Origin of the sequence: Agrobacterium sp. Azo12 (assembly GCF_029193765.2) — a bacterium.
Lineage (GTDB): Bacteria > Pseudomonadota > Alphaproteobacteria > Rhizobiales > Rhizobiaceae > Agrobacterium.
Genome location: NZ_JARFYO020000001.1, coordinates 1108461 through 1121327 on the forward strand (window position 1 = coordinate 1108461; position 12867 = coordinate 1121327).

General features: G+C 54.7%; 12 protein-coding genes. 2 read left to right on the forward strand and 10 right to left on the reverse strand.

Translation table 11 applies throughout. The features are described from left to right. Nucleotides 1–17: 17 nt before the first annotated feature. The 3 genes from PYL13_RS05020 to PYL13_RS05030 are packed head-to-tail and all read right to left on the reverse strand — an operon-like array spanning nt 18 to nt 1895. Entirely contained in the window at nt 18–581 is a 564-nt protein-coding gene (locus tag PYL13_RS05020) for a biotin transporter BioY (RefSeq protein ID WP_275640644.1), read from the reverse strand. A 4-nt stretch (nt 582–585) separates the two neighbouring features. After that, complete coding sequence (locus PYL13_RS05025) at nt 586–1218, reverse strand: energy-coupling factor transporter transmembrane component T family protein (RefSeq protein WP_275640645.1); 633 nt, start codon at nt 1216–1218, stop codon at nt 586–588. Then, entirely contained in the window at nt 1215–1895 is a 681-nt protein-coding gene (locus tag PYL13_RS05030; RefSeq protein WP_275641373.1) for an energy-coupling factor ABC transporter ATP-binding protein, read from the reverse strand. Before PYL13_RS05030 ends, PYL13_RS05025 begins: the two co-directional genes overlap by 4 nt. 154 nt (nt 1896–2049) lie before the next feature. On the opposite strand from PYL13_RS05030, the gene PYL13_RS05035 reads away from it, so the two are divergent. Continuing rightward, nucleotides 2050–3243, forward strand: a complete 1194-nt coding sequence (locus PYL13_RS05035) for a winged helix-turn-helix domain-containing protein (RefSeq protein ID WP_275640646.1) — start codon at nt 2050–2052, stop codon at nt 3241–3243. Nucleotides 3244–3275: 32 nt separating this feature from the next. Here PYL13_RS05035 and ribB read toward each other — a convergent pair whose 3' ends face one another. The 3 genes from ribB to PYL13_RS05050 form a co-directional block, all read right to left on the reverse strand. Further along, entirely contained in the window at nt 3276–4385 is a 1110-nt protein-coding gene (gene ribB, locus PYL13_RS05040; protein WP_259145729.1) for a 3,4-dihydroxy-2-butanone-4-phosphate synthase, read from the reverse strand. Nucleotides 4386–4395: 10 nt separating this feature from the next. Beyond that, the gene (gene aroC, locus PYL13_RS05045; protein ID WP_275640647.1) at nt 4396–5493 is read right to left on the reverse strand and encodes a chorismate synthase; all 1098 of its coding nucleotides are present in this window, start codon (nt 5491–5493) and stop codon (nt 4396–4398) included. Nucleotides 5494–5625: 132 nt separating this feature from the next. Continuing rightward, nucleotides 5626–8778 (reverse strand): bifunctional diguanylate cyclase/phosphodiesterase, encoded by a 3153-nt coding sequence (locus PYL13_RS05050; RefSeq protein ID WP_275640648.1) that lies wholly within the window; start codon nt 8776–8778, stop codon nt 5626–5628. A gap of 305 nt (nt 8779–9083) precedes the next feature. On the opposite strand from PYL13_RS05050, the gene PYL13_RS05055 reads away from it, so the two are divergent. Next, nucleotides 9084–9344 (forward strand): DUF1344 domain-containing protein, encoded by a 261-nt coding sequence (locus tag PYL13_RS05055; protein ID WP_275641374.1) that lies wholly within the window; start codon nt 9084–9086, stop codon nt 9342–9344. 43 nt (nt 9345–9387) lie between these two features. On the opposite strand, the gene PYL13_RS05060 is transcribed toward PYL13_RS05055, so the two are convergent. The 4 genes from PYL13_RS05060 to PYL13_RS05075 form a co-directional block, all read right to left on the reverse strand. After that, the gene (locus PYL13_RS05060) at nt 9388–9978 is read right to left on the reverse strand and encodes a histidine phosphatase family protein (RefSeq protein ID WP_275640649.1); all 591 of its coding nucleotides are present in this window, start codon (nt 9976–9978) and stop codon (nt 9388–9390) included. Between the two features lie 34 nt (nt 9979–10012). Beyond that, a complete protein-coding gene (fabI, locus tag PYL13_RS05065) occupies nt 10013–10831 on the reverse strand; it encodes an enoyl-ACP reductase FabI (RefSeq protein WP_192487166.1) in 819 nt (272 codons plus the stop codon). Between the two features lie 232 nt (nt 10832–11063). Then, complete coding sequence (locus PYL13_RS05070) at nt 11064–12200, reverse strand: DnaJ C-terminal domain-containing protein (protein WP_275640650.1); 1137 nt, start codon at nt 12198–12200, stop codon at nt 11064–11066. Nucleotides 12201–12404: 204 nt separating this feature from the next. Next, a complete protein-coding gene (locus PYL13_RS05075; RefSeq protein ID WP_371815226.1) occupies nt 12405–12767 on the reverse strand; it encodes an RT0821/Lpp0805 family surface protein in 363 nt (120 codons plus the stop codon). Nucleotides 12768–12867 lie beyond the last annotated feature (100 nt).

A 12867-nucleotide genomic window follows, 5' to 3' on the forward strand; every position in this document is an offset into this window, starting at 1 on the left:
GGATGTGGGGATTACGGTCAGGCGCGATGCGGCAAAAGCGGATAACCCGCCAGAACTGCACGCCCTGCAAGTGCCGCCAGAACAGCCTTGAGAACGTCACCTGGAATGAAGGCCAGCGAACCAAGGAAAGCTTTTTCCAGACCCGTGCCGGCCGCGTAACCCAGATAAGGCACACCGAAAGCATAAAGCACCACAACACCGCCGGTGACGCTGGCAATGAAGAAACCAACGCCTTGGACCAGACCGGACTGCTGACGATTGACCAGTTTCTCCGAGAGGTAACCGGTGACGAAGGCAGCAAAAATCCAGCCGATCAGATAACCAGTTGTCGGCGTGTTGAAAATCGACAGACCTCCGCGACCGCCCGATAGCACCGGCAGGCCGATGGCGGCAATCAGGATCGTCAACAACACGGCCAGCGTGCCACGTTTTGCGCCAAGCACGACACCGGCCAGCATCACACCGAGAGACTGCGCCGTAATTGGAACGGGGATAATGGCGACCGGAATTGGCGGCAGCAATCCAAACGCAATGATGATCGCTGAAAACAACGCAATAAGAACGAGGTCACGGGTCTTCATGGGTTTAGTCTCCCCTCAAAATATCAGGAGATGAGGTTTGGCCTCTGAAACCGCGCGCGTCAATGGCGTCGGCAATCGCATCCGCATCCTTCAACGTCATAATAATCAGCGGAACAAGGATTGTGTGCAATTTCGCCCGTATCCCGCGTGCCCGATGGGCGTCCTGCAACAACTCGTAGCGGTGAACGACCTCTGGTACGAAACGAATAACCAGCCCAACCGCAAGGCCGATGTCAGCAGCCTTGGCCAGTCCCAGTTTTTCCAGCGGACGAATGGCAAGCGTGATTTCGTCCATGAACTGCGAGATACTGACACTTGCCGTTATCGCGGTTGCCAAGAGCGTGAGCGCAGTTAGACGAAAAAGAGCAATGGTGGCTTCCAGCGGTGAGGCAAACACGAAGCTAAACAAGGCGATTACCGTAATCGTCAGCATGACCGGCCGCAGCCGCGATAGGGTTTCTTTCAAGCCCAGATGTGCCTGCCACAACACGCCACCACCGACCATTAGCCCGACGGCTAAGAGAAAGGGATCGCGCGTCATGAAAAGTGCAATGCTGAACAGGGCAAGCGAAATCAGTTTGATGCGTGGCGACAAACGGTAAAGCCAGCCGGTTCCCTCAACGTGCAGGCTTCTCATGACAAGGCCAATTCGCGGTAGAGGCTGATGGCATTAGCAGGTGACGTATCGGCATGCAGACTACCCTGATTGAATACCAGCACACGATCGAAAGTTTCCAGCAGGGCAAGATCATGGGTGATGACAATCAAGTCCTGCTCCAGCCCAGCCATTGTTTTTCCCACAAGCGCACGGTTCTTCAGATCAAGCTGGTTGGTCGGTTCATCCATGATCAGGATTTGTGGGCCGGTTATCGTCAATGCGGCCAGAGCCACCAGCTGCAACTCGCCACCGGAAATCTCATGAGCGCGACGGTTTGCCAGATGTTCGATGCCAAGACGTTGCAAAACGGCTTCAACTGCGGCATTCAGCGCCGCCTTGCTCAGTCCGCGGTTTTTCAACCCGAAAGCAATGTCATCGCGAATAACGGGCAGAATGATCTGGTTTTGCGGGTTCTGGAAGATAAAGCCGACCTGCCGCAAAACGGCGACATCATCCTTGACGGTGTCGAGCCCATTGACCGTGACGGTGCCGCTTGTTGGTTTGGTCAATCCGTTGATCATGCGAGCAAAGGTGGTTTTGCCGGAACCATTCAACCCGATAATACCGATACGGTGTTCTTTCAGCGTCAGGCTCAGAGGGTGAAGGGCAGTGCGGTTTTCAAACCGTGCGCCCGCCTGGTTAAAGCAGATGTCCAACCGCCACGTCTCCTGAAATACGATCATTCTTGTTCAAGCTTACGCGGAACGTTTGGAGCATCAGAATGGACCTGTAAAGGGTTCAGCAGTGGCGATCATTAAGAACAAAAAAAGAACATTGATTTTCAGATTTTATCGCACTAACGTTTCGACCATGGCGATTGAGATTGAAAATCAGATGGCACGACGGTTGTTTCTGGCGAAGCAGGGGCTTTGTGCCGCGCCTGCACGTGCCATGGACAAACAGGGCCTGTTGCAGCTTGTCGATAATATCGGCTTCGTTCAGGTGGACAGTATCGCTACCGTCGAGCGCGCCCACCATCAGATCATCTTTTCACGCAACCGCACCTACAAACCCAAACATCTGACCGAACTTCTGGAAAAGGATCGGTTGCTTTTTGAGCATTGGACGCATGATGCCTCCATTCTGCCGTCTCGATTTTTTCCCTATTGGAAACACCGTTTCCGCCGCCGCGAACCGGGTATGATTGAGCGCTGGACCAGATGGCAGGGCGAGGGGTTCCGTCAGGCTGTTGAGGAAACCTACGCACGGATTGTGGAGAACGGTCCGGTCATGTCACGTGACGTGAAGGCCGAGGATCATAAGTCGGGCGGTTGGTGGAACTGGCATCCTTCCAAAACTGCCTTGGAATTTCTGTGGCATACCGGCAAGCTGTCGATTTCTGGCCGGGTGAACTTCCAGAAGGTTTATGATCTGACGGAACGGGTATTACGCCCTGATCATCACGAATCGGATGTCGATCATGATGCGTTTCTTGACTGGGCCTGCCGCGAGGCACTCAAGCGGCTTGGTTTTGCAACCTCGGGCGAAATTGCTGCCTTCTGGGATATCGTGACACCGCAGGAAGCTAAGGCCTGGGTTGACAGCCACCGCGATGAATTGACCGATGTGACCCTTGCGTCAGCCGATGGCAAAAAACTGCGTGCCTGCGTCGCCTTCCGCGACATTGAGGATGATTTGCAGGCAGTGCCTGAGCCGCCAAGCGGCATTCGTGTCCTCAGCCCCTTTGACCCGTTGCTGCGCGACCGCGCTCGGGCGGAACGACTGTTTGGCTTTTTCTATCGTATCGAGGTGTTCGTACCCGAACCCAAGCGGCAATACGGTTATTACGTGTTTCCGTTGCTGGAAAAGGATCAGATGATCGGCCGCATCGATATGAAGGCGGATCGCAAGCGCGGGACGCTGGACGTAAAGCGTCTTTGGCTGGAGCCGGGTGTACGCGGTTCTGCCGGGCGTTTTGACAAGCTGGATGCCGAACTTAAACGGTTGGCGCGGTTTACCGGTGTCGAGAGCGTCAATTATCTGGAGGGCTGGAAAGGGGGCTAATCCCCTTTCACCGGTAATCTAAAACTCTGCAATCAGCAGATTTCGGTCTCTGTGATATTAATACCAAAACCCTCAAGGCCGACATAGTGACGCTCGCGGCTGGCCAAGAGCTTGATCGAACTAATGCCGAGGTCTTTAAGGATTTGTGCGCCGAGACCAATTTCCAGCCACTCATGTTCGCGTGACCGCGCCTGTGCATGATCCTCGTCAATGGCTGTCTTTTTGCGGTTGCGGCTTGGGTCACTTGCCTGACCAACACCGACAGAGCCTTCACGCAGGTAAACGATCACGCCGCGGCCCTGTTCAGCAATTTTTTGCATATAGTGCTGCACGGGCTGCTTGTTGCCGAAGATATCGTCAGCAACATTTTCAGGATGCAGACGCACCGGAATATCGACGCCGTCACGAATATCACCAAAGATGATCGCCATGTGCTGCATCGGATCCCAAGGCAGCGAATAGGTCTGCGCCTTGGCAGGACCATAGGGCGTTTCGATGGTAAATTCAGATTCCATGTCCACCAGCGTTTCCTTACGCTGGCGATAAGCGATGAGATCGGCAACCGAAACCTGCTTCATGCCATGGGTCTCGGCAAAAGCTGAAACCTGCGGGCCACGCATAACGGTGCCGTCATCATTGACCAGCTCGCTGATTACGCCAATCAATGGCAGGCCCGCCAGCTTGCACAGATCAACGGCTGCTTCGGTATGGCCGGAGCGCATCAAAACGCCGCCTTCACGCGACACCAGCGGGAATATGTGGCCGGGGCGGGTAAAGTCGGCCGCGCCGACATTGGGATTGGCAAGGTTGCGAACCGTCAATGTACGGTCATCGGCAGAAATACCGGTCGTGGTGCCGTGCTTGAAGTCGACGGACACGGTAAAGGCCGTGGTGTGGGCGCTGTCATTTTCAGCCACCATCGCATTGAGGTTCAGGCGTTTCGCCTCCTCACGCGGCATGGGCGCACAAACAATGCCGGAAGTGTGGCGCACGATGAAGGCCATTTTTTCCGCCGTGCAATGCACGGCAGCAACGATCAGGTCACCTTCGTTTTCACGATCATCATCATCCATGACAACAACGATCTCACCGGCTTCGAAGGCGCGGATTGCTTCAACGACACGTTTTTGATCATAGGCCATGTTCAGTTCCCTACTTCAGACGGCCGGTCTGGCCGCGGTCCCGCAGATAATGATCAGCAACAGTGCATGCCACCATCGCCTCGCCAATCGGCACAGCGCGAATACCGACGCATGGGTCGTGACGACCCTTGGTGCGAAGATCGACGTTCTTACCGTCAGCATCAATCGACTGGCGTTCCGTCAGAATGGAGGAAGTTGGCTTGATGGCGAAACGTGCCACGATAGGTTCACCGGTCGAGATGCCGCCGAGAATACCGCCAGCATGGTTGGACAAGAATATCGGCTTACCGTCATTGCCCATGCGCATCTGGTCGGCATTTTCTTCGCCGGTAAGTTCGGCAGAGGCAAAACCTTCACCGATCTCGACACCCTTTACGGCATTGATCGACATCAGATTGCTGGTGATATCCTGGTCGAGCTTGGCATAGATAGGCGCGCCCAGTCCGGCCGGAACATTTTCAGCGATCACTTCGACAACCGCACCAATCGACGAACCGGCTTTGCGGATGCCGTCGAGATAGTCTTCCCAAACCGGAACCATCTCTGCATCAGGGCAGAAAAACGGGTTCTGGTCGATCTGGTTCCAGTCCCAGTTATCTCTGTTGATCTTGTGTTTGCCGATCTGCACCAGTGCGCCACGCACAGTGACCTGCGGCAGAATCTTGCGCGCCAAACCACCGGCCGCCACACGGGCTGCCGTTTCACGCGCTGAAGAGCGGCCACCACCACGGTAATCACGAATGCCGTATTTCAGATCATAGGTGTAATCGGCGTGCCCCGGACGATATTGGCGGGCAATTTCGCCGTAATCCTTAGAGCGCTGATCAGTATTTTCGATCAGCATGGAAATTGGAGTGCCGGTGGAAATAAACGTCTCGCCATCCTCATCCAGCATCACGCCTGAGAGTATCTTGACGATATCGTCTTCACGACGCTGCGTCACAAAACGGCTTTGGCCGGGTTTGCGCTTGTCGAGATAATCCTGAATGTCACGCTGGGTAAAACGGACGCCGGGAGGGCAGCCGTCAACGACACATCCCAAGGCTGGACCGTGGCTCTCGCCCCAGGTGGTAACGCGGAAAAGATGACCGAAAGTATTGTGCGACATGTATTCAGACCAAGGCAATCGCGACCGTTTGTGAAGGGCGCATTGTTGATGAAAGCAAAGCTGTCATAGTGGAAAAAGGAAAGAAGGCAAAAGCCTTTCTTCCCGTGCGGCAAGAGAAACGGCAATCAAGCCTCAGGAGGCCATCGACCAGACGCCGGATTTCGCCTGTGCGGAAAAGTCTTCTGCGCTCAGCGGCTTGGCAAAGGCATAACCCTGCAAAAGGTCACAACCCATCTGCGCCAGCATGGTGGCATGATCCATGCTTTCCACGCCTTCCGCCACGGTTTCGATGCCGAGCGAGCGGGCAATGTCGATAATCGAGCGAACAAGCGCGCGTTCTTGCGAGGCCTCGAGAATGGGCATGACCAACTGACGATCGATCTTCAGGCGTTTTGGCTTCAACCGCAGCAGACTGACGATCGAGGTGTGACCTGTACCGAAGTCGTCGACCTCGATATCAATGCCCAGTGCTTTGATGCTTTCAATATTCGATGAAACGAGATGTTCGCTCTCATCGAGGAAGATCGATTCTACCAGTTCAAACGCCACTTCGCCGGGCATGATGTTCAAATCAGCCAGGCTTTCCATCAGGTGTTCGTTGTTGAGGCGTCGCAGTGATACGTTCACCGAAACGCGGGGCAGGGTAATGCCCTTCAGGTTCCACAGGCGTTTGTCGGTCAGCGCCGTTTCCAGCATCTGCCGATCAAGCGATGCCATGACGTTAAGGTCTTCGGCGATTTTCAGGAACTTGTCTGGCGTGACGATACCACGTGTCGGATGGCGCCAGCGGATGAGGGCTTCAGCACCGACAATCTGCCTGGTCCTGGCGCAGAACTGTGGCTGGTACCAGGTTTCAAACTCGCCGTTTTCGATGCCGACCAGAATTTCATCGGCGATACGTTTGGTGTTGATAACCTCAGCCTGCAGGTTCTGCGTAAAGAACTCATAGCGGTTACGGCCCATGCTTTTGGCACGATAAAGGGCAAGGTCGGCATTGATCAGCGTCTTGCGGGCATCTGCATGTATGCCCTCACCAAATGCAATGCCGATGGAAACACCGCAACGGCAGGAAAAGCCCTCGAAATCCAGAGGTTGGCGGAAAGCGTCGATGATGTTGAGCGACAGGTCTTTCAGCGTCTCGCGGTCGCAATTGTTCTGCACGACAATCACAAATTCGTCGCCGCCGATACGCGCCACGAGATCATCCTGATGCACATATTGTTTGAGGATTTTGGCAGCGTGAATAAGCATGGCGTCGCCGGCCGCGTGGCCAAGCGTGTCATTGATCTGTTTGAAGCGATCGAGATCCAAGTGGATGATCGCAAAACGGTTACGGCTTTTGACCTCCCGTTGCGGCAGCGCATCCAGTTCAAGGTCCAACTTGCGGCGGTTGAAAAGGCCAGTCAACGGGTCATGAAGTGAGTTATGCTCGATGCGGTTCTTGGCAATTTCCAACTCGGCATTTTTGGCTTCCGCGTCTTCCTTGGCGGTCTGTAACTGCTGGGCCAGCAACATGTCGGCGGTAATATCAAAGGCAATACCGACGATTTTTCCCTCGCCACTACGCCCTCTGTAAATCTGTCCTACGGACCGGACGTAGCGCACCTCGCCGGAGGGCAGGCGGACACGCTGGATATCTGACAACTGCGTGTTGTTAGAGGTCGACGTGTCGGCGCGCTCCGCCGCAGTTTCTCGATCCTCCTGCACGAGACAATCCAGCCAACGCTGGCGAGATACGTGGCCGTTACCGATATACTCCAGCTCATAAAGCTGATGCATGCGGCGATCCCAGATCGCACCATCTTGAGAGAGATGCGATTCCCATGTGCCGCACTGGTAGGACGCAAGTGCAAGGTCCAGACGGCCGGAAAGCTGTTCCAGATCCTGTTCGCGGCTGAACAGCTCCTGCAGGGCGAGTTCAAGTTCCGCGTTTTTGATTTCACTGGTCGACATCGCATCGCGCAGATTTTGCGCCATCATGCTGTCGGCAGACACATCCCAGGCAATGCCGGTCGTGCGGCGTGTGCCGTCCGGTCTGGTATAGTTGGCGCCGGCTGAGCGAATATACCTGATGGAGTTATCGGCTAGTTTCAACCGGTAGATTTGCGAGAATGTCTTGGTGCCAAGCATACAGTTGAAGACATAGGCTTCCGTGGCCGCGCGGTCCTCCGCAACAATCATGCTTAACCAGCTCTGCAGCGAAACATCCTGTTCCAGCATGGCCAGACCATGCAGACCGGAAGCACGTTCGTCCCAGAAACAGCGTTCTCCATGTTCATCCAATTCCCAGATGCCGATGTTGGAAGACTCCATTGCCAGCTTGAAACGCTGAGAAATCTCCTGCAATCGGCTTTCACGGGCGCGAAGCACCGCGATGTTGCGGTTACGCTCTGAAATCAGGAAGCTCGCTATAAAAATTGGCAGGATCATCGCAATTGCAGCCGACGATAGCATAAGCCGGAAGGTGCCTTTGCCTTCAGGCAGGGCATCCCAACCCTTTTTGGGGCTGGCCATGATGTCCCAGGAACCACCGGGAATATTCAGCTGTCTGATCGCAGGCTGCGAGTTGACGACATGGTCTGCGCCGATGAAGGCGGTGGTCGTATTGCTGTTTTTCAGCGCCACTTGCAGCCCGTCCATTTCCCGGGCGATCTCATTGTCGGGATGGGCATTGGCTGCATCCAGAAATTTGTCCTGATCGATAACAAGAACAACCGCGCCATGCGCGTTAGCCTGTTCTGTTTCGCTGTCCATGATCGGAACGACGAGAATAAGCGCACCATCCTCTGCATTGCTCATGATCGGTGCAGGCAGCTTGGTGTCGGCAGGTGTTCCCTGACGAATTTCCTCAAGCCGCTTTTCCATCATCTGCCGGATTTTCTCTTTCGGAAAATCTGAGACCCATTGGGCGGGGTAGATGTTCTGCAACTGGTAGCCCGGTGCAATCCCGATACTGATGAAATGACCGCTGGAATTGAGGTTATGTTCGGCGAGACTGCCAAACCGCTCAACCGGATCATTGGAAACATTGATCGTGGAATGGGCCAACGAGCGGATCAGGCTGACGTCATGATCAATACGCGCAGATAATCTGTTGTGCAAAAGCTGTGACAGATTATGCGCCGTGGTCCGCAATTCGGTGCGGAAATTCTCAGTATGGCGCATGTCCACGACCAGAACTGCGATAATCACAATGCAGGAAAGCAACACCGATGCGACAATTGAACCGCGATAAGTACGTGAAATGCCTGTATATTTTTGCTGGAAAAAAGATGCCGCACTCAAATCGGGAAAACTCTCCTCGCCAAAAAGTGTGCCGTGTTATGGAAATACTGCGCAATACAGCACAGATTTCACAGGCATTCTCATTTTACCCAGGCTCGCACTATAGTCGACGCGAGTTAATTTAGACTTGAAATTTTACTTGGTACGGGATGGTGGGGAAATCTCTTTGCGGCCGCTTGATTGCACTAAAAATTCAGGTCATCAATTGCGCCAAAATGTCATTGTTACGGGCGAATTCCGCCACAATCAGGAGGCAAATCTTGTCACAGGTTTTGATGGCGAATGCGCTTGGGAAGGTTAAGTCGATGCGTTTGATGATTGCAGCACTGTTGGCGACGGCAAGCTTCTTGTCTCCGATCAACGGCTTCGCTCAGAGTGCGGATGTCGAATCCACCATCAGCAAGGTCGACGAAAATGGCCTGACCATTACCCTGATCGATGGCAAGAACTACAAGGTTCCGGAGGAGTTTAACTTCGAAGGGCTGAAGGCTGGCGTAAAGGTCGTCGTGTTCTACACCGAAGTTGATGGCAAGCGCGTCGTTGACGATCTGGAAGTCGTCCAGTGACGCCGCAATCATCGACCTGTTTTGAAGAATAAGGACTGGCTGATTACAGCCAGTCAGCCGTTTTATCGGCAAGCGAAATTTTCAGGATTCGATCCTGCGGAATTTCCGTGTTGGCCGCAACTGCAGTATCCATTCCCGTGACCAGCCTGAAAATTGAGCGGATAACGCCGCCGTGGCAGACACAGACCGTTGGCTTGTCGACAGACGACAGCCATGCCCCGATGCGCCATGAGAGAATCTCATAACTTTCGGCATGTTTGCCTGGCGGGATAAAGTCCCATTTAGCCCGGTTTCGGGCCTTAACGCGGTCAGGCACTTGCAGTTTCAGTTCGGGCAGCGTTCGGCCTTCCCAGTCTCCGAAGGAAATCTCGACCAGTCTATCGTCGGTTCTATAGTCGAGTGCAGGTAGCTGCATCGCGCTGCGGATAAGCTGCATTGTCTCGCGTGTACGGCCAAGCGGGCTGGCCACGAAATCAAACTGCGAGACAGTATCACCAAGCAGGTCGCCCAGCGCCTTGCCGTTCGCAACCGCCTGGCTGCGCCCGAAGTCATTCAGCGGTATGTCTTTTTGCCCTTGAAGGCGGCGTTCGGCATTCCAGTCGGTCTGTCCATGTCTGATTACATAGATAAGCACGCGTATCCTTTCGCCGCCTTCCGGCGTATTTCAATCAGTCTTTCACTACGGAGATGTCTGGCGCATCCACGGCCTTCATGCCGATGGTGTGGTAACCCGAATCGACGTGATGAATTTCGCCGGTAACGCCGGTCGAAAGATCAGACAGCAGATAAAGCGCAGACTTGCCAACTTCTTCGATGGACACGGTACGCTTCAGCGGCGCGTTATATTCGTTCCATTTCAGGATATAACGGAAGTCACCGATGCCAGATGCAGCGAGCGTCTTGATCGGGCCGGCCGAAACCGCGTTGACGCGAATGCCGCGGTTGCCGAGATCAACCGCCAGGTAACGAACGCTGGCTTCCAGAGCAGCCTTTGCAACGCCCATGACGTTGTAGTTCGGCATGACCTTCTCCGCACCGTAATAGGTGAGGGTGATGATCGAGCCGCCATCATTCATGATAGGCTCCGCGCGCTTGGCGACAGCCGCAAGCGAGAACACCGAAATGTCCATCGTGCGGTTGAAGTTGTCACGGCTGGTATCGAGGTAACGACCGGTCAGCTCGTCCTTATCGGAAAACGCGATGGCGTGAACAACGAAGTCGATCTTGCCCCAATGCTTTTCCAGCGCAGCAAAAACCTCATCGATTGTTCCTAGGTCCGTCACGTCACAGTGGCCGGCCATGAAGGCGCCCAGCTCTTGTGCAAGCGGTTCAACACGCTTTTTCAAAGCGTCACCCTGCCAGGTCAATGCAAGTTCGGCACCTGCATCGGCGCAAGCCTTGGCAATGCCCCAAGCGATTGAGCGGTTGTTTGCAACGCCCATGATGAGGCCGCGTTTGCCAGCCATAAGGCCGGATGTCTGAGCCATGTTATGCTCCCTGATACCTACAGCGTCCTTGTGCGTTTGAGAAAACGCACAAGGACGCTGTAATATTTTAAGTTGCTGCAAGATTTTCACCGCAAATCGATTCCGATTTAGGGTGATGCAGTGGATTGACCTGCCTATGGCATAGCCTGCTTGCCGGTTCAAGCAGGCAGAGGATCATCTCCTGTTAGGGAGTGTCACAAAGGGTGCTTGACCAACAGGTTTCGTGAAAATGTCACAAATAAAGGCCCTGACGCATGTGGCGCATCAGGTCTGTTACCTTTTCGTCGGGCTTTTCCAGAAGCACGATGCGGATTTCCATTACCAGATCACCACGTTCGCCCTTGTCGTCGTAGAGACCCTTACCTGGAATACGGATCGTCTGGTCGGAACCGGACCATGCCGGCACGGTGACGGAAATTTCGCCTTCGGGCGCTAGCAATGTAGTTTCACAACCGAGCACGGCGTCCTGCAACGACACCGAAAGAGGAGTGTGGATATCGTAGCCATTGATCCTGAAATTGTCGCTGCGTGCGGCAAGCAGGGTAATGGTTAGATCGCCGCGCTGCATGCCGGGGATCTTCAGGCCCTGACCCTTAAGCCGTACGATATGACCGTCGGTCATGCCAGGCTCAATCTGGAACCGGACCTCGCGTTCGTCGCTCAGCGTCAAGCTGACAGATTTCGTTTCCAGGAAATCGCTGACAGTCACAGTTGCCTCTGCGGTGATATCAGGCGCTTTTTCAATCACCTGGCTTGTGCCCGTCAGGCGTTTGAAAAGGGATGTGATGAAGGATCCGGCAGCAGCAATAGCCGCCGGTGTCTTGTCACCGGATGCATCGGTTTCGGAATAGGCCTGAGCCTCGTCTGATGTTGTGCCGTTGCCAGACGTGCCAGCCGTACCGGAAGCGCTGCTGTCGCTTGCAGAGGTTTTTGCCTGCTGCTGGCGCGCCTGCGCACCAAAAATCCGCTCCAGCATATCTTCCGGGGCTTCGGGTGCTGTCGCATCGGCAGGCTTGCCGGAGGCAGTGCCCTGCGGTTTGCGGGCCTCGGCCTTTGCCAATTCTTCCATCAGCTTTTCGGCAGCCTTTGCGCGTTCGGCGGCCTCACGGGCGGCTTCGCGCTGCTGCATGATGGTCTGCTCGCGGTGTTTTTGTGCCGCTGCCTTGCGCGCCTGATCATAGCGGTCACGCTTTTTGGGATCTTTCAGAACGTCATAGGCCTGCCCAACCTCGGCAAAACGCTGCGATGCATTGGGGTCATCCCGGTTCTGGTCGGGATGGATTGACTTGGCTTTGGAGCGCCACGCCGCCTTGATCTCGTCGGCGGGAGCATCACGTTTGACGCCAAGCACGGAATAAGGATCACGCATATGAACCACCGGTAACGCTTTTCCCTGTTCTTCTCATCATGAGAACGAGGGTGAAAATACACTTGCGGTAAGCTGGTCGCGATCATTCGCGCCCTCTTCCTGCTTAAACTGCACAAGACTTTGGCGACAAGTTGCTAATCAGACCTTTACGCGGGCGGTTCAGCCGGGTTCCCGGCGGGTTTTCGCGTGGATAAGGTAAATAGATTATTTCTGGTTGAAGCGGGTCATCAACCATTCGCCTGCTTCTGAAAGGCACGTTTGGCCCGAATAGCTGGCGATACCCTCATAGGAATGACGGGTGGTGTCGAAGTTGCGGCAAAGGAAGCCGGTGGAGTTGTCTTCGCGAATGGCGGTAATCACGCCAGCACTGCCGGTTGTGGTATTGGCCCAGGGAAGGGGAGAATTGGATAGTTTTGAAAGATCGGCTGACGTTACGGCATTGCGCACGGTAACATCGTCTGTCTGAACAGTGGGGCGGTTGCCACCGGACACGGAGGCCGTGGAAAGGCTGGTATCAGCCTTGTCGCCACCAAACAAGTTGAGGCTGCTGACACAGGATGTAAGCATCAAAACAGCCGACATGCTCAGGAAAACACCTGCGCCTGTTTGCAAGCTGCTCTTTGTTCGCCTGTTCGACTTTGCTATGACGTTCACCATCTTCATGCCG